At 73.8% G+C, this 16,425-nt stretch carries 15 protein-coding genes; 6 read left to right on the top strand and 9 right to left on the bottom strand.

Annotated elements, in window-relative coordinates:
• The first annotated feature begins 133 nt into the window (after positions 1-133).
• Complete coding sequence (gene nadA / locus FHS37_RS02025) at positions 134-1,318, top strand: quinolinate synthase NadA (RefSeq protein ID WP_184817246.1); 1,185 nt, start codon at positions 134-136, stop codon at positions 1,316-1,318.
• An 81-nt stretch (positions 1,319-1,399) separates the two neighbouring features.
• Here the strand turns inward: nadA and FHS37_RS02030 are convergent, their stop codons facing one another.
• The 5 genes from FHS37_RS02030 to FHS37_RS02050 all read right to left on the bottom strand — a co-directional run bounded on the left by FHS37_RS02030 (position 1,400) and on the right by FHS37_RS02050 (position 7,924).
• Complete coding sequence (locus FHS37_RS02030; RefSeq protein WP_184817247.1) at positions 1,400-4,522, bottom strand: efflux RND transporter permease subunit; 3,123 nt, start codon at positions 4,520-4,522, stop codon at positions 1,400-1,402.
• Between the two features lie 157 nt (positions 4,523-4,679).
• On the bottom strand, positions 4,680-5,366 hold the full coding sequence (locus FHS37_RS02035) for a response regulator (RefSeq protein ID WP_184817248.1): 687 nt from the start codon (positions 5,364-5,366) through the stop codon (positions 4,680-4,682).
• Positions 5,367-5,401: 35 nt separating this feature from the next.
• Positions 5,402-6,631, bottom strand: a complete 1,230-nt coding sequence (locus FHS37_RS02040) for a sensor histidine kinase (protein WP_184817249.1) — start codon at positions 6,629-6,631, stop codon at positions 5,402-5,404.
• A gap of 85 nt (positions 6,632-6,716) precedes the next feature.
• A complete protein-coding gene (gene pspAA, locus FHS37_RS02045; protein WP_184817250.1) occupies positions 6,717-6,998 on the bottom strand; it encodes a PspA-associated protein PspAA in 282 nt (93 codons plus the stop codon).
• 38 nt (positions 6,999-7,036) lie between these two features.
• A complete protein-coding gene (locus FHS37_RS02050; protein ID WP_373304188.1) occupies positions 7,037-7,924 on the bottom strand; it encodes a PspA/IM30 family protein in 888 nt (295 codons plus the stop codon).
• A 159-nt stretch (positions 7,925-8,083) separates the two neighbouring features.
• On the opposite strand from FHS37_RS02050, the gene FHS37_RS02055 reads away from it, so the two are divergent.
• Together FHS37_RS02055 and FHS37_RS02060 are read left to right on the top strand one after the other, a co-directional pair.
• A complete protein-coding gene (locus FHS37_RS02055; RefSeq protein WP_184817691.1) occupies positions 8,084-8,761 on the top strand; it encodes a DUF3043 domain-containing protein in 678 nt (225 codons plus the stop codon).
• An 83-nt stretch (positions 8,762-8,844) separates the two neighbouring features.
• The gene (locus FHS37_RS02060; protein ID WP_184817251.1) at positions 8,845-9,546 is read left to right on the top strand and encodes a class I SAM-dependent methyltransferase; all 702 of its coding nucleotides are present in this window, start codon (positions 8,845-8,847) and stop codon (positions 9,544-9,546) included.
• A 58-nt stretch (positions 9,547-9,604) separates the two neighbouring features.
• Here FHS37_RS02060 and FHS37_RS02065 read toward each other — a convergent pair whose 3' ends face one another.
• A complete protein-coding gene (locus FHS37_RS02065; protein ID WP_184817252.1) occupies positions 9,605-9,817 on the bottom strand; it encodes a hypothetical protein in 213 nt (70 codons plus the stop codon).
• 116 nt (positions 9,818-9,933) lie between these two features.
• Here FHS37_RS02065 and FHS37_RS02070 point away from each other — a divergent pair, with 116 nt between their 5' ends.
• The gene (locus FHS37_RS02070) at positions 9,934-11,133 is read left to right on the top strand and encodes a bifunctional adenosylcobinamide kinase/adenosylcobinamide-phosphate guanylyltransferase (protein ID WP_184817253.1); all 1,200 of its coding nucleotides are present in this window, start codon (positions 9,934-9,936) and stop codon (positions 11,131-11,133) included.
• 47 nt (positions 11,134-11,180) lie between these two features.
• Here FHS37_RS02070 and FHS37_RS02075 read toward each other — a convergent pair whose 3' ends face one another.
• Positions 11,181-12,257, bottom strand: coding sequence for a methyltransferase domain-containing protein (locus FHS37_RS02075; protein WP_184817254.1), 1,077 nt, complete (start codon positions 12,255-12,257; stop codon positions 11,181-11,183).
• Positions 12,258-12,429: 172 nt separating this feature from the next.
• On the opposite strand from FHS37_RS02075, the gene cobT reads away from it, so the two are divergent.
• Positions 12,430-13,524, top strand: a complete 1,095-nt coding sequence (gene cobT / locus FHS37_RS02080; RefSeq protein WP_184817255.1) for a nicotinate-nucleotide--dimethylbenzimidazole phosphoribosyltransferase — start codon at positions 12,430-12,432, stop codon at positions 13,522-13,524.
• 44 nt (positions 13,525-13,568) lie between these two features.
• On the opposite strand, the gene FHS37_RS02085 is transcribed toward cobT, so the two are convergent.
• Positions 13,569-14,336, bottom strand: coding sequence for a hypothetical protein (locus tag FHS37_RS02085; RefSeq protein ID WP_184817256.1), 768 nt, complete (start codon positions 14,334-14,336; stop codon positions 13,569-13,571).
• Between the two features lie 60 nt (positions 14,337-14,396).
• Here FHS37_RS02085 and FHS37_RS02090 point away from each other — a divergent pair, with 60 nt between their 5' ends.
• On the top strand, positions 14,397-15,197 hold the full coding sequence (locus tag FHS37_RS02090; protein ID WP_184817257.1) for an adenosylcobinamide-GDP ribazoletransferase: 801 nt from the start codon (positions 14,397-14,399) through the stop codon (positions 15,195-15,197).
• A 296-nt stretch (positions 15,198-15,493) separates the two neighbouring features.
• Here the strand turns inward: FHS37_RS02090 and FHS37_RS02095 are convergent, their stop codons facing one another.
• A complete protein-coding gene (locus FHS37_RS02095) occupies positions 15,494-16,282 on the bottom strand; it encodes an endo alpha-1,4 polygalactosaminidase (protein WP_184817258.1) in 789 nt (262 codons plus the stop codon).
• Between the last annotated feature and the right edge of the window lie 143 nt (positions 16,283-16,425).

Genomic DNA, 16,425 nt, shown 5'->3' on the forward strand with positions numbered 1-16,425 from the left:
ATCGTCAACGTGACGTGAACCGGTTATGATAGATAGCGTCAATCCGACGAAAAGTCGAAAAGATGTCCCGCATGTCCCGCCGGGTCCGGCCCAGACCGGCCCGGCGAGCCGCAGAACAGAAAGGGTGCGTGTCGTGACCACCGCCCAGACCCAGGAGCTCGACGTACAGCCGACGCCCCTCGCCCTGCTGCTCCTCGGCCGTGAGGCCGACCCCAGGAGCGAGCGCGGTGTGGAGTGTCCCGGCGACCTGCCCTCGCCGTCCGACCCGGACCTGGTCGAGCGCGCCCGCGCGGCCAAGGAGAAGCTCGGGGACAAGGTCTTCGTGCTCGGTCACCACTACCAGCGCGACGAGGTCATCCAGTTCGCCGACGTCACGGGCGACTCCTTCAAGCTGGCCCGGGACGCCGCCGCGCGCCCGGAGGCCGAGTACATCGTGTTCTGCGGCGTCCACTTCATGGCGGAGTCCGCGGACATCCTGACGTCCGACGACCAGAAGGTGGTCCTGCCCGACCTCGCGGCCGGCTGCTCCATGGCCGACATGGCCACCGCCGAGCAGGTCGCCGAGTGCTGGGACGTGCTGACCGAGGCCGGCGTGGCCGAGCAGGTCGTGCCGGTGTCGTACATGAACTCCTCCGCCGACATCAAGGCCTTCACGGGCAAGCACGGCGGCACGATCTGCACCTCCTCCAACGCCGAGCGCGCGCTGGAGTGGGCCTTCCGGCAGGGCGAGAAGGTGCTCTTCCTGCCCGACCAGCACCTGGGCCGCAACACCGCGGTGCGGGACATGGGGATGTCCCTGGAGGACTGCGTCGTCTACAACCCGCACAAGCCGAACGGCGGGCTGACCGCGGACGAGCTGCGCGCCGCGAAGATGATCCTGTGGCGCGGCCACTGCTCGGTGCACGGCCGCTTCAGCCTCGACTCGGTCAACGACGTGCGCGAGCGGATCCCGGACGTGAACGTCCTGGTGCACCCCGAGTGCCGGCACGAGGTCGTGGCCGCCGCGGACTACGTCGGCTCGACCGAGTACATCATCAAGACGCTGGAGGCGGCCCCGGCGGGCTCCAAGTGGGCCATCGGCACGGAGCTGAACCTGGTGCGCCGACTGGCGAACCGTTTCGCGCCCGAGGGCAAGGAGATCGTGTTCCTCGACAAGACGGTCTGCTTCTGCTCCACCATGAACCGCATCGACCTCCCCCACCTGGTCTGGGCCCTGGAGTCCCTCGCCGAGGGCAACCTGGTCAACCGCATCGAGGTGGACGAGGAGACCGAGGCGTTCGCGAAGCTGGCGCTGGAGCGGATGCTCGCACTGCCGTAGCCGTGCGGCCCGTGGCCGCCCGCGACGAAGGCCCACCCGGAACCTCGGTGCCGGGTGGGCCCTCCTCTGTGTGCGGGCCGGTCAGGCCTGCGCCGGCTCCGCCTCGTCCGCGGACGCGGCGGCCTCCGGGGCGGCCTTCCCCTTCTTCAGCGCCTTCTTCTTCGCGCGCCGCTCCTTGCGGAGCTCCAGCATCGCGTAGAGCGTCGGCACCAGCAGCAGGGTGAGCAGCGTCGACGTGATCAGACCGCCGATCACCACCACGGCCAGCGGCTGGGCGATGAAGCCGCCCTCGCCGGTGATGCCCAGCGCCATCGGGAGCAGCGCGAAGATCGTCGCCAGGGCCGTCATCAGGATCGGCCGCAGACGGTGGCGGCCGCCCTCCAGCACGGCCTCGACCACGCCGTGGCCCCGGCTGCGGTACTGGTTGATCAGGTCGATCAGCACGATCGCGTTGGTGACCACGATGCCGATCAGCATCAGCATGCCGATCATCGCCGGGACGCCCATCGGGGTGCCCGTGACCAGCAGCAGACCGATCGCGCCCGTCGCCGCGAACGGGACGGACACCAGCAGGATCAGCGGCTGGGCGAGCGAGCGGAAGGTGCCGACCAGCAGCATGAAGACGATCGCGATCGCGGCCAGCATCGCCAGCCCCAGGTTGGCGAACGCCTCGTCCTGGTCCTCGGACACGCCGCCGATCTCCGCCGTCGCGCCGGCCGGCAGCGTCAGCGCGTCGATCTTCGTCTGGAGGTCCATGCTCACCGCGCCCGTGTTGTCACCGGTCGGCCTGGCCGTGACGGTGGCCGCGCGCTGACCGTCGATCCGGGTCATGGACACCGGGCCGTCCACCACCTCGACGGTGGCGACGTCACCCAGCCTCACCGCACCCAGGCGCAGGTTCTTCAACTGCTCCAGGGTGGTGGCCGGCTTGGCCGAGCGGATGACGACGTCGCGCTCGGCGTCGTCCAGGACCGCCTTGGCGGCCGGGGTGCCGCGCACCGCCTGGGCGACGGCGGCGCCGAGGGTCTGGTCGTCGAACCCGGCCGCGGCGGCCTTGTCGTTGGCCTTCACGGAGATGCGGGGCACGCTCTGCGCCAGGTCGCTGGTGACGTCCGTGACGTCGTCCAGGGACGCCACCGCGTCCTGGACCTGGTCGGCCGCCTTGCGCAGCACCTGCGCGTCGGACGCCTTGACGACCACGCTCAGGTCCTGGCTGCCGAAGCCGTCACCGACCGCGATGGTGGTCGTGCCGATGCCGTCGAGCTCGCCGAGGCCCTTCTCGAGGCTCTCCTGCACGTCCTCGGAGGACGCGGAGTCCTCCAGCATCACCTGGTACGTCGCCTGGTTGGTGTCCGTACCGCCGCCGAAGGCCGCCATCCAGCCGGACGAGCCGACCGTCACCTGGTAGTCCTTGACGCCCTCGGTGTCGCCGAGCAGCTTCTCGACCTTCCTCGCCCGGGCGTCGGTCGCGCTCAGGCTGGTGCCGGGCTCCAGCTCCTGCCGGACGGTGAGGACCTTCTGCTCGCCCGGGTCGAAGAAGTTGGTCTTCAGCAGCGGCGCCATGGCGAAGGTGGCGATCAGCACGACGACCGCGATGGCCACGCTGGTCAGCCTGCGCCGGGTGGCGAAGCGCAGCACGGGGACGTAGAGGCGCTGCAGGCGGCTCCTCGCCTCCTTCTCCTCCGCGAGCCGGCGCGCCTCCTCGGCGTCCTCCGGGGTGCCCTTGGGAGCGCGCAGGAACCAGTACGACAGCACCGGGACGACCGTCAGCGACACCAGCAGGGACGCCAGCAGCGCGGCCGTGACGGTGAGGCTGAAGGAGCCGAACAGCTCGCCCACCATGCCGCCGACCAGGCCGATCGGCAGGAAGACGGCGACCGTGGTGAGTGTCGAGGACGTCACCGCGCCCGCGACCTCGCGCACCGCGGTCAGGATCGCCGACCGGCGCTCCTCGCCGTAGCCGAGGTGCCGCTTGATGTTCTCCAGGACCACGATGGAGTCGTCCACGACCCGGCCGATGGCGATGGTCAGCGCGCCCAGCGTCAGCATGTTCAGCGACAGGTCGCGCGTCCACAGCACGATCAGGGCGAGGACCACGGACAGCGGGATGGACACCGCGGTGACCAGGGTCGAGCGGACCGACGCCAGGAAGACCAGGATCACCAGGACCGCGAAGACCAGACCGAGCGCGCCCTCGGTGGTCAGGCCCTCGATGGCCTTGGACACGGCCGGGCCCTGGTCGCTGACGACGGTGAGCGTGGCGCCGGAGCCGAGGTCCTCGCGCAGGTCGGGGAGCATCTCCTCGACGGCCTCGGAGATCGCGACCGCGCTGCCGTCGCGGTCCATGGTCGCCATCACGGCGAGGCTGGGCTCGCCGTTCGTCCGGGTGAGGGAGGAGACCCGTGCTTCCTCCTGCTTCACCGTGGCGACGTCACCGAGACGGACCGGATCGCCCTTGCCGGGCCCGCCGGTGACCATCAGGTCCTCGATCTGCTGCAGCGAGGTGAAGCCGCCGCCCACCTGGACGGTGCGGTTGGCGCCGTCCTCGTCGAAGGAGCCGGCCGGGACGGTCGCGCCGCCGGCCTGGAGGGCCTGGGCCAGCGACTGCGGGGTGAGCCCCGCCTTCGTCAGCTTCGCGGTGTCGGGGGTGACGGTGACCTGGAGGTCCCGTACGCCGTCCACCGTGACCTGGCCGACGCCGTCGATGTCCTCCAGGGCGGGCACCACGGTCCGGTCGAGCTGGTCGGCGAGCGCCTGCTGGTCCTTGTCGGAGGTGACGGCGAGGACCACGGTCGGCATGTCGTCCGTGGAACCGGCGACGACCTGCGGGTCCACGTCGTCCGGGAGCTGGGCGCCGGCCCGGTTGACGGCCTGCTGGACGTCGGCGACGAGCTGCTGGGTGTCGTTGCCGTAGTCGAAGGACGCCATGATCACGGCGTTGCCCTCGCTCGCCGTCGAGGTGACCCCGGTGAGGCCGTCGACGGCCTCCAGGTTGTTCTCGATGGGCTCGACGACCTGCTTCTCGACCACGTCCGGGGAGGCGCCCTGGTACGGCGCCACCACGGAGACCACAGGCAGTTCGATGGTGGGCAGCAGCTGCTGCTTGAGCTGGGGTATCGCGATCGCCCCGAAGACGAGCGCGATGATCGACATCAGTCCGATCAGCGCCCGTTGCGCGAGGCTGAATCTGGACAGCCAGGACATGGGTTACGGGTCTCTCTTCTGTGAGCGGCAGAAGTGCACGGTCGGGCGCAGCCGTGCGCCCGGTCTACACACTGGGCCATCGGAGGGGGCCGATCCGTAGGCCCGAGGTCCATTTCTCCCACGGCGCGTACTCCCGCCGCAGTACGCCCGTCGGCGCTCAGTCCACCTTCGGACGTACCAGGCCCGATTCGTAGGCGATGACCACCAGCTGGGCCCGGTCCCGGGCGCCCAGCTTGGCCATGGCCCGGTTGACGTGCGTCTTCACGGTCAGCGGGCTGACGTCGAGGCGTTCGGCGATCTCGTCGTTGGAGTGGCCGCCGGCGACCTGGACGAGCACCTCGCGCTCGCGGACGGTGAGCGAGTCGAGGCGTTCGGCGCGGGCGGGGTCGCGGTCGGCCCCGCCGGCCGAGTCCTCCTGGGCGAGGAAGCGGGCGATCAGGCCCTTGGTGGCGGCCGGGGAGAGCAGGGCCTCGCCCTCGGCGGCGATCCGGATGGCGTTCAGCAACTCCTCGGGCTCGGAGCCCTTGCCGAGGAAGCCGGAGGCGCCGGCGCGCAGCGACTGCACCACGTAGTCGTCGACCTCGAAGGTCGTCAGGATCACCACCCGGACCGCGGCGAGCGCGGGGTCCGCGCTGATCATGCGGGTGGCGGCGAGGCCGTCGGTGCCGGGCATCCGGATGTCCATGAGGACGACGTCGGCCCGCTGCTCGCGGGCCAGCCGGACCGCCTCCGCGCCGTCGGACGCCTCGCCCACCACCTCCATGTCCGGCTCGGAGTCGACGAGCACCCGGAAGGCGCTGCGCAGCAGTGCCTGGTCGTCGGCGAGCAGGACACGGATCGTCATGCGGGCTCCCCCGGTGCGCTGGTCACGGTCCGCCGTCACGGGCCGTCCTGGGCGGCGGACGTACGGCTCTTGACGGGCAGGATCGCATGGACGCGGAAACCGCCGCCGTAGCGGGGACCGGTGGTGAGGGTGCCGCGCAGGGCGGTGACGCGCTCGCGCATGCCGAGCAGTCCGTGCCCGCCGCCGGGTCCGCCGGGAACGTGGTCCTGGTGGTCGCCGGTGCCGTCGTCGAGGACGGTGATCTCGATGTGGGGTCCCACGCGGACGACGCTGACCTCCGCCTTCGCGTTGTTGCCGGCGTGCTTCTGCACGTTGGTGAGGGCCTCCTGGATGACCCGGTAGGCGGCCAGGTCGACGGCGGCGGGCAGGGTGGTGCCCTGGTCGGCCCGGGCGACCTCGACGCGCAGTCCGGCGCTGCGGAAGGTGCCGACGAGTTCGTCGAGGCGGTCCAGGCCGGGCGCCGGCTCGGTGGGCGCCTCGGGATCGCCGGACTGGCGCAGCAGGCCGACGGTGGCCCGCAGTTCGTTCAGCGCGGAGCGGCTGGCCTCGCGGACGTGGGCCAAGGCCTCCTTGGCCTGGTCGGGCCGCTTGTCCATGACGTGGGCGGCGACCCCGGCCTGGACGTTGACCAGGGCGATGTGGTGGGCGACCACGTCGTGCAGGTCGCGGGCGATGCGCAGCCGCTCCTCGGCGACGCGGCGGCGGGCCTCCTCCTCGCGGGTGCGCTCGGCCCGCTCGGCGCGCTCGCGGATGGCCCGGACGAAGGCGCGGCGGCTGCGGACGGCGTCCCCGGCGGTGGCGCCGATGCCGGTCCAGGCGAAGATCGCCAGGTTCTCCTGGGCGTACCAGGGCAGGGGGCCGGCGGCCATGGCGGTGCCGGTGAGGACCGTCATGGTGAGCAGGCCGATGCGCCAGGTGGTGGGGCGGTCGGTGGCCGAGGCGACGGTGTAGAGCGCGATCACGGCGCACATGGCGACGGGGGCGCGGGGGTCGCCGGTGACGGACTCCACCACGGAGACGCCGCCGGCGAGGGCGAGCACGGTGCGGGGAGCGCGGCGCCGGAAGACGAGCGCGGCGGCGCCGAGGGCCATGAGGACCAGGCTGAACGGGTCGGGGGTGCGCACGCCCCAGGTGACGCCGTCCGGTCCGTGCGGCTCGACGAAGGATCCGGCCACCATGCACACCAGGACGCCCGCGGCCAGGGCCGCGTCCAAGGCGAAGGGGTGGGCCCGCAGGCGGCACCGGGCGCGTGTCAGGGTGCTCACGGCTGTTCACCGTACGGTGTCGTCGCGGCGCCCGGGACGGGGGCCGGTGCCGGACCGCCTGTGCGGGGGCGGACCGTCCCGGGGCTCACGCTCCCGGGATCAGACCGTCGTCGCTGAGCAGTTCCCTGACCTCGTCCAGGGTGGCGTCCGGGGACGGGAGGATGAGGTCGGAGGGCTCCAGGGAGTCGTCCGGCAGCGGCTCGCCGAGTTCGCGCACCTTGGCCAGCAGCGCCTGGAGGGTCGCGCGGAAGCCCGGCCCGTCGCCGTTCTCCATCTCGGCGAGCAGTTCCTCGTCCAGCCGGTCCAGCTCGGCGAGCCGGCTCTCGGCCAGCGTCACCTGCCCCTCCCCCATGATCCGTACGATCACGTCGCCCTCCTAGGCGTGGGCCCCTGCCGCCGTCGTGGTCACTGCTTGTCGAAGCGCGGGGCGTCCTGCGGCTGCTGCTGGGACTGCGCCTGGTCCTGGGCCTGGCCGGTGCCGCCCTCGATGGCCTGCTGCCCGCCGGTGGTGCCCCCGGCCAGCTCGGCCTTCATGCGCTGCAGTTCCAGCTCTACATCCGTACCACCGGAGAGCCGGTCCAGCTCGGCCTGGATGTCGTCCTTGTGCATGCCGGAGGGGTCGTCCAGGGCGCCGGAGGCGAGCAGTTCGTCGATCGCGCCGGCCCGCGCCTGGAGCTGGGCGGTCTTGTCCTCGGCCCGCTGGATCGCCAGCCCGACGTCGCCCATCTCCTCGGAGATGCCGGAGAAGGCCTCGCCGATCCGGGTCTGCGCCTGGGCGGCGGTGTAGGTGGCCTTGATGGTCTCCTTCTTCGTGCGGAAGGCGTCCACCTTGGCCTGGAGCCGCTGGGCCGCGAGGGTGAGCTTCTCCTCCTCGCCCTGGAGCGTCGCGTGCTGTGTCTCCAGGTCGGTCACCTGCTGCTGGAGGGCGGCGCGACGGGAGAGCGCCTCGCGGGCCAGGTCCTCGCGGCCCAGCGCGAGCGCCTTGCGGCCCTGGTCCTCCAGCTTGGACGACTGGGACTGGAGCTGGTTGAGCTGGAGTTCCAGGCGCTTGCGGCTGGTCGCCACGTCGGCGACACCGCGGCGGACCTTCTGGAGCAGCTCCAGCTGCTTCTGATACGAGTAATCGAGGGTCTCGCGCGGGTCCTCGGCCCGGTCAAGGGCCTTGTTCGCCTTCGCGCGGAAGATCATCCCCATACGCTTCATGACACCGCTCATGGGCTTCGCGCGCCCCCTTCTGACGGACTCCGGCTCACAGCTCTGCGACAGAACCCACAGTACGGGCCCTGCTTCCATTACCGCACTGTTCGGGGACGGATGTGCTCATCCCCAAGGACGAATGACCACCCTCCCGATCCGGCGTAAGGAGTAGGTGGTCCCCGGGGGCGGCCGGCCTGCCGGCCCGGAGATCACACCACGTCCCCTGGTCCTTCTGGAAACGTCTCCTCTGTCCTCCTGAAGACGACCGGTGTTGCCGGATCGTTCCCCCCGGGGCTGGGGTCCAACCCCGGGCACCCCGTACCCTTGGGTTTTGTGTTCCGTAGCCGTGCCAAGGAAGAGAAGGCATCGGTCGCCACCAAGGCGACGGTGACCGACTCCAAGCAGCCCCGTCACCCGGAGGCCCCCAAGGGCCGCCCCACGCCCAAGCGCAGCGTGGCCCAGTCCCAGCGTCGCAGCGTGGCCAACACGTCGATGACGCGCAAGGAGGCCGCCAAGCGGCAGCGTGAGGAGCGCCGTGCCGCGCTGGAGCGCCAGCGCCAGGCACTGGCCAGCGGCGACGAGCGCTACCTGCCCGCCCGCGACAAGGGGCCGGTGCGCCGGTTCGCGCGTGACTTCGTCGACTCGCGGTTCAACATCGCCGAGTACTTCCTGCCGATGGCCGTGATCATCCTCGTGATGAGCATGGTCCAGGTGCCCGCCCTGCAGAACGCCTCATTGCTGCTGTGGCTCGTGGTGATCGTGATGATCGTGCTGGACTCGATCGTCACCGGCTTCCGGCTGAAGAAGCAGCTGGCCGAGCGCTTCCCGGACGACAACCGCCGCGGCGCGGTCGCCTACGCGCTGATGCGCTCGCTCCAGATGCGCCGGCTGCGGCTGCCCAAGCCCCAGGTCAAGCGCGGGGAGCGGCCCTGAGCACCACGCCGTTCGCCGACGGCGCCGCGCAGGCCCGGCCGGACAGGCCCGGTGGGCTGCGGGACGTCGTCCGGCAGGAGCTGGTGGCCCGCCAGCTGGAGGAGCAGATAGTCGGGCGCTTCCCGGTCGGCCGGCGGCTGCGCGTGCTCGACGTCGGCATGGGCCGGGGCGCGCAGGCACTGCGGCTGGCCCGGGCCGGCCACCAGGTGACCGGTCTCGAACGGGACGCGACGATGATCGCCACCGCGCGGGAGGCCCTGGCCGGGGAACCGGAGGGCATCCGGGAACGGATGCGGATCATCGAGGGCGACGGCCGGGACACCGGGGTGCACTTCCTGCCGGGCAGCTTCGACGTGGTGCTGTGCCACGGCGTGCTCATGTACGTCGAGGAGCCGGACGCGCTCCTGGCGGGGCTGGCCCGGGTGCTCGCGCCCGGCGGGCTGCTGTCGCTGCTGGTGCGCAACGGCGACGCGCTGGCCATGCGACCGGGCCTGTCCGGCGACTGGGCCGGGGCGCTGGCCGGCTTCGAGACGGTGGCCTGCCAGAACCGCCTCGGCCTGGATGTCCGCGCCGACCGGCTGAAGACGCTGACGGCGACGCTCGCGGGGATCGGGGCGCCGCTGCACACCTGGTACGGCGTGCGGGTCTTCACGGACACGGCGGTCGACGGCACGGACGTCCCGGGCGACCTGGAGGCGCTCCTCGCGGCCGAGGAACGGGCCGGCCGCACGGACCCCTACCGCGGGGTGGCGGCGCTGCTGCACCTGTGCGGCGTACGGGGCTGAACCCCCCGGGAGGCGGGACCACGGTGGGCGAGGGCCCGGTCGGCCCCCGCCCGTGGGCTCACGCCTGCTCGGCGTGGAGGCTCATCGGTCCGTAGATCTCCGTGGTGTCCTCCAGCAGCCGCACCTGATCGGCGCCCCCCTCCAGCAGGTCCTTCCAGTTCTCCCCGATCCAGGACTCGGCGTCCCCCTGCGTGGGGAACTCCTCCGGCGGCACCGCGGGCTCGACCTGCGTCCCGTCGGCCTTCTCGAACCGCCACGTCCATGCCGCCATGTACGCCTCCCAAAGGTGTGAGCACCCTGCACAGCGGAAGCCGGATCCCGGTCCGGCTCCTGTCCAAGAGCCTAGTCGGACGGGCAGCCGCCGTGGGGACGGGCGAAAATCGGGGCGTGGAACTGACTCTGCTCGGCACCGGCGCCCCCGCGGGACTGCCCCGCCCCGACTGTCCCTGCGCCGCGTGCGCGTCCTCGCTCGGTCCGGACGCGCGGGCGGCCACCGCGCTGCTGGTGGACGGGGCGCTGCTGCTGGACCTCATGCCCGGCCTGGCGTTCGCGGCGGCCCGCGCGGGGCACGCGCTGGGCGGCGTGCGCCAGGTGCTGCTGTCGCACCCGCACGACGGCCCCGCCCTCGAGGTGCCGGCCGGTCTGCCGCAGCCCGGACGGGTGCCGGACGGACGGGAGTTGGCCCTGCTGACGGGCCATCGGGTGCGCGCGGTGGCGCTGGACGCGCCCGGCACCGGGTACGCGGTCACCGGTCCGGACGGGCAGCGGCTGCTGTACCTGCCGCCGGGCGGTGCGCCGGCCGGCCTGGAGGAGCCGGCCGAGCCGTACGCCATGGTGCTGCTGGACGTCGTGGGGCGCCCGGACGCGCTGGCGCGGCTGCGGGCGGTCGGCGCGGTGGGGCCGGCCACGGACGTCGTCGCCGTCCACCTGGACCACGACGTGCCGCCGGGCGCGGAGCTGCGGCGCCGGCTCGCGGCGGCCGGGGCGCGCACCGTGCCGGACGGGACCGTGCTGGAGGTGGGCGCCTACGAGGACGTGCCCGACGTGCCCCGGCGGACGCTGGTGCTCGGCGGGGCGCGCTCGGGCAAGTCGGTGGAGGCCGAACGGCGGCTGGAGTCCTTCCCCGAGGTGCTGTACGCGGCGACCGGCGGTTCGCGCAACGGGGACACCGAGTGGGCGGCGCGGGTGTCGGCGCACCAGGAGCGGCGGCCGGGGTCGTGGCGGACCGTGGAGACCTGCGACCTGGTGCCGCTGCTGAAGGACGACGGGCCGCCGCTGCTCGTGGACTGCCTGTCGCTGTGGCTGACGGACGCGATGGACGCCGTGGGGGCGTGGGACGACGCGGAGTGGGCGAACGGCGGGGAGCGGGCCCTGCGGGACCGGGTGCGGGAGCTGACCCGGGCGGTGCGCGGGACCCGGCGGACGGTGGTCGCCGTCTCCAACGAGGTGGGCTCGGGCATCGTGCCCGCCACCGCGTCCGGCCGCCGGTACCGGGACGAACTCGGGCGGCTGAACGCGGCGTTCGCGCAGGAGTGCGAGCAGGTGCTGCTGGTGGTGGCGGGGCAGGCGGTCGTCCTGCGGGGGTGAGGGGGCCGGGCGTCCTGCGGGGGCGGGGGCGAGCGGGCCGGGCCCGGTCAGCGTCTCGCCGGCTTCGGCTTGCGCGCGATGATCCGGTAGGCGTTGGCGAACGGGGTGTGGCGCACCACGGGCGCGAGGGCGAGGTCCGCCAGCGCCGCGGCGACCACCAGCGGGGTGCCCGCGCGCAGCAGGACCGTGCGCAGGTGCCGCTGGAACGGGGTCGGCGGGACGGCGCGCCAGGGGGCGTCCGGGGCGGGCAGGGCGTGGGAGAGGGCCAGGGCGGCCACCCCGGCCAGGTCGTGCGGGACGTGCGCGGCGCGGTGCCCCGCGGCGACGATCGCGCAGCCGCGGGCCCCCAGTTCCGCGCGGAGGTTGCGCGGGGGCAGCAGGTGCAGGCGGCGGGGCTGGTCGTAGGGCAGCCACCAGCGGCCGAACAGGGCGGCGAACGCGCAGCGCGGGTCCAGGGTCTCGATGAGCAGGTGGCCGCCGGGGCGCAGGGCGTCGAGGGCCGCGTGGAGCTCCGCGCGGGGGTCGGTGGTGTGTTCCAGGTGGTGCAGCAGGCTGACCACGTCGTAGCGGGCGGCCAGCCGGGCGGCGACCCGCGGGTCCGTCAGCGACCCGACGTGGGCCTCCTCGACGCGGCCGAGCGCGCGGGCCCGTTCGACGCGCGCGGTGAGGTCGGTGCCGTCGAAGGAGGTGTACGGGAAGAACTCCCGCGCGGCCAGCGGGAAGCGGGCGAGTCCGGTGCCGACGTCCAGCCAGCTCTCCGGTTCGCCGAAGCGCAGCATCGCGCGGGCGGCGCCGCGGTGGCGCTGCGGGGCGGCGTGCAGGGCGAGGACGCGCTCGGTGGCGGGGTCCCGGGGGGCTCCGCGCACGGTCCGCCGGTGGAAGGCGAGGCCCTCGGCGGTGAGGCGGGGGTTCTGGAAGGTGTGGCCGCAGTCCCGGCATGCGTCGACGGTGAACAGGCCCGGCCGGTGCCGGCGCAGATCACCGGTGCGCAGCCGGTTGCGCAGCCGCGTGGAGCCGCACCAGGGGCAGTCCTCGCGGCGCGGCTCGTGCACCCGGGCGGAGCCGTGGGGAACGGGGCCCGCCGCGGCCGAGGCGTGCGCGGCGGACGGGGTGGGTGCGGACATGGGCGGCTCCCGGCGAGAGGGCGTACGGCACGGCAATCCACTGCAAAACGTTACGTAGGGGACGACTCCCCGGAGCGCATCGACGCGGTGGTGGCGTGGTGCGGGCGGAGCCCCGGGCGCGGGGGCGGCCGGTGCGCCGCCGTGTTCGATCCGGGCCGGTACTGTTCGGCGAATGAGCTCGCTTAATCTCGACGACTTCACCGATCTGATCGAGCGTCCGGACGGCGGGGTGCGCCGCGACGCGGAGGCGCGCCGGGAGCGCCAGGTCGTGCCGCCCGGATCGCTGGGCCGCCTCGACGACCTGGGTGAGTGGCTGGCCGCGGCGCAGTCCGCGGTGCCGGTGCGGCCGGTCGAGCGGCCGCGGGTGGTGCTCTTCGCCGGTGATCACAAGATCGCCGAGCTGGGTGTCTCGGCGCGGGCCGCGGGCAGCGCCGTGGACCTGGTGCGGGAGGTGCTGGAGGGCGGCCGTCCGGTGTCCGTGCTGGCCCGGCGGCTCGGGGTGCCGGTGCGGGTGGTCGACATGGCCCTGGACTGCGCTCCCGAGTCACTGCCCGAGGACGTCGTGCGGCACCGGGTGCGGCGCGGCAGCGGGCGCATCGACGTCGAGGACGCGCTGAGCCCCGAGGAGGCCGAGGCGGCGTTCCGGGCCGGGATGGCCGTGGCCGACGAGGAGGCCGACTCCGGTACGGACCTGGTGGTGCTCGGCGACCTGAGCGTGGGCGGGACCACCGCGGCGGGCGTGCTGGTGGCCGCGCTGTGCGGGACGGACGCGTCCGTGGTGACCGGGCGCGGCGGGCTGGCGATCGACGACCTGGCGTGGATGCGCAAGTGCGCGGCGATCCGTGACGCGCTGCGCCGGGCGCGGCCCGTGCTCGGCGACCAGTTGCAGCTGCTGGCCACGGTGGGCGGCGCCGATCTCACCGCGATGACGGGGTTCCTGCTCCAGGCCGCGGTGCGCAAGCTGCCGGTCGTGCTCGACGGGGTGGTGGCGGCGGCGTGCGCGCTGGTGGGCCAGCGGGTCGCGTTCCGGGCGCCGGACTGGTGGCTGGCCGCGCACGACAGCGGTGAGCCGGCCCAGGCGAAGGCCCTGGACCGGATGGCCCTGGAGCCCCTCGTCTCCCACGGCGTCACCGTCGGGGAGGGCACCGGCGGCCTGCTGGCCCTGCCCCTGGTCCAGGCGGCCGCCGCCCTGGCGGCGGAGCTCCCGGAGCACCCGAAGGAGTCGGAGGAGCCGACGCCGGAGGAGCCGGGGCGGGACCAGGACTGAGCCGACGGGCCCGACGGCTCGGCCCGGCCGTCCGGCCGGACGGGTCAGCGGGGTTCCAGCGGGCGGGTCGGCTTCGGGTCCGGTTTGCCGCCGATCCAGTCCTGGACGGCGCGGCGGGGGCCGGACCAGCGGCGGTCGTGGCGGTAGGCGCGCAGGATCGCCCGGGCCCGCGCGCGGGGCCGGCGCCGGTAGAAGCGCCTGGCCCACAGAGAGCCGGGGCGGGCCAGGCGCAGGGAGCCGATGACGGCGACGACGGGCACGATCAGGCCGAACACCGCGGTCCGCGCCTTGCCCTTGCTCAGCGCGATCAGCGAGAAGAGGAAGTTCACGCCGACGCTCGCGGCGACGCCCGCGCGGTTCTGGAGCTCCTCCTCGGAGAGGTCGTTGACGCCGAACGGCACGAAACCGGCCAGCAGCAGGCCGACCAGGGCGGCGGTGAGGACGACCATCTCGACGCTCTTGCGGCCGGCCTCGGTCCAGTAGACGTCGTCGAGGTGCAGGATCAGGGCGAACTCGTCCAGGACGAGGCCCGCGCCGACGCCGAAGACGATCGCGCCGAGCGCCGCGCCGAAGCCGTGCCGCCCGGCCGCCGCCACCACGCCGAAGCCGCCGGCGACCGTGAGGACGACGCCGGGCACCACGTGGTGGACGTGCACGCCACCGGCCGAGATGTTGCCGAAGGGGCCCTTGCCGGCCCGGATCAGGCGGGTGATGACCCGGGTGATCACGAAGGTGAGGACGAAGGCGGCGAGGGCGAGGAGCAGCGGCAGTTTGCCCGGCTCGACGATGTTCCGCTCCCACAGCTGTCCCATATGTGAACTTTAACCACCGCCGCCGGAGGTGCCCCGGTGACCGCCGGGTAGTCTGCGCCGGTGCCCGTGCCCTCCCCGGTCTCCCCCGCCTCCCCCGCCGACGGCCTCCGCTTCGCCTTCGGCACCCTCACCGTGCTCCCGGTCCGGGTGACCCGCTGGGACCGCCCGGCCGCGCGCGCCGGGATGCTGTGCGCCCCGCTGGCCGGACTGGTGGTCGGCGCCGCGGCCGCCGCCGTCGGACTGCTGCTGCTGTCCCTCGGCGCGGGCGCGCCGCTCGCCGCCGTCGCCACGGTCGCCGTACCGGCCGCCCTGACCCGGGGGCTGCACCTCGACGGGCTCGCCGACACCGCGGACGGGCTCGGCAGCGCCAAGCCCGCCGAGGACGCGTTGCGGATCATGAAGCAGTCGGACATCGGGCCGTTCGGGGTGCTCACGCTCGTCCTCGTCCTGCTGGCCCAGGTGGCCGCGCTGGCGCAGGCGTACGGCGACTCCTGGGCCCGGGGCGCGCTCGCCGCCGTCGTCGCGGCGGCCGTGGCCCGCCTCGCCCTCACCCTGGCCGCCCGCACGGGGGTGCCGCCCGCCCGTCCGGAGGGGCTGGGCGCGGCGGTCGCGGGGGCGGTGCCGGTGGCGGGCGCGGTGCCGGTCGCCCTCGCGGTGACCGGGGCGGCCGCGGCCGGGGGCGCGCTCCTCGGGGGGTACGACGCCGTCCGCGCCGTCCTCGCGGTGGTGCTGGCCGTCGCCGTCGCCGAACTCCTGCTGCGGCACTGCGTCCGTCGCTTCGGCGGGGTCACCGGTGACGTGTTCGGCGGGCTCGCGGAGACGGCGGCGACGACCGCGCTCGTCGTGTCCTCACTGGGCTGAGGCGACCGCCTCGGGACCGGTCCCGGGCCGTCGTCCCCGGGTGAGGACCGCGACGACCGCCGTGCCCGCGCCGCTCGCCACGCCCACGACCGCCGGGGCGGCAACTCGTACTCGTCCTCATGCGCCTCCGCGTCGGACGAGCCCGCTGTGCTCTTGTCCGCCGCTGCCCCGCTCCTCGCCACGGGCTCGGGACGGGTCCCCGGAGAAGGGCGTCGCGCATACGGCCGACCGCCCCGGGCACCCACCCGATCGGCCCAACGCGGCGTGGTGCGCCGTCGGGGTGACCGGTTCCGGGCTCAGCAGGCCCGGCGCCAGGCCCCCAGTTCGTACTCCTTCAGCAGCGAACTCAGCCCCAGCCGCCGGGACTCGGCGCAGAAGCGGTCGGTGGGCAGTTCGTACTCGGCGTGGAAGACGGCCTTGTCCGCCTCGACGAACGGCGTCAGCCGCGCGCACTCGCCGTACTGGGCGCACTGTTCGTTGACCGCGAAGTCGAAGTCGCCGACCAGCTGCGGGATCTGGTCGAGGTCGTTCTTCAGGCCGACGGCCAGTCCGCGCTCGTGGGCGAGCCGGGCGATGAGCCGGTTGTAGACGAGCTGGTCGCGCGCGGTGAGCGGGAATCCGGTGCGGTTGCGGTAGCCGTCCATGTTGTCCGGCTCGACCGCGTCGAAGCCCTTGTCGCGGCACATGTCGAGGCGTTCCGCCATGATCGGCTCCAGGACGTCGGTGCGGCGGACGTCGAGCCACCGCTCGCCCTCCCAGCCGTTGCCGCGGCCGATCACCGACTCCGGGAAGTCGCCCGCGTCCGGACGGAAGTCCTCCCAGGCGCCGGTGGAGAGGTAGCAGATGACCTTGCGGCCGTCGCGGTGCAGCCTCGCGACCGTCTCCCGGGAGTGGTCGAAGCCGTCGATGTCGTAGACCGGCACGTCGACGGAGGTGTCGAGCCGCCCGCTGAGCTGCCACTGCCAGTCGGTGCCGGGGCGGGGTCGCCAGCGGGGGCCGTCCGCCCCCGCGTCGGGCGCGGGCGCGGTCGTACAGGCCGCGAGCAGCAGGGCGAGCAGCAGGACAAGCGGGAACGGTCGTCTCACCGGCGGTCTCCAGGAAGGGGCGGCGGCGCGGCGGCCCCGGAAGCGGGCACGTGGACCTCAAGGATGGACGCCGCCGTCCGGCGGCCCGGCGGCGGGGCCCAAAACATGACCGCCGCGCCACCGGAAGGTGAACACCCGCAGGA

It is taken from the genome of Streptomyces griseomycini (genome assembly GCF_014203535.1).
GTDB classification, from domain to species: domain Bacteria; phylum Actinomycetota; class Actinomycetes; order Streptomycetales; family Streptomycetaceae; genus Streptomyces; species Streptomyces griseomycini.

What these genes read in the sequence shown, in the direction of transcription:
- FHS37_RS02065 (WP_184817252.1), bottom strand. Translation starts at nt 9,817, where the DNA reads ATGGCGGCATGGACGTGGCGGTTCGAGAAGGCCGACGGGACGCAGGTC.
- FHS37_RS02035 (WP_184817248.1), bottom strand. Translation starts at nt 5,366, where the DNA reads ATGACGATCCGTGTCCTGCTCGCCGACGACCAGGCACTGCTGCGCAGC.
- FHS37_RS02075 (WP_184817254.1), bottom strand. Translation starts at nt 12,257, where the DNA reads ATGTCCGCACCCACCCCGTCCGCCGCGCACGCCTCGGCCGCGGCGGGC.
- cobT (WP_184817255.1), top strand. Translation starts at nt 12,430, where the DNA reads ATGAGCTCGCTTAATCTCGACGACTTCACCGATCTGATCGAGCGTCCG.
- FHS37_RS02085 (WP_184817256.1), bottom strand. Translation starts at nt 14,336, where the DNA reads ATGGGACAGCTGTGGGAGCGGAACATCGTCGAGCCGGGCAAACTGCCG.
- FHS37_RS02030 (WP_184817247.1), bottom strand. Translation starts at nt 4,522, where the DNA reads ATGTCCTGGCTGTCCAGATTCAGCCTCGCGCAACGGGCGCTGATCGGA.
- FHS37_RS02050 (WP_373304188.1), bottom strand. Translation starts at nt 7,924, where the DNA reads ATGGAAGCAGGGCCCGTACTGTGGGTTCTGTCGCAGAGCTGTGAGCCG.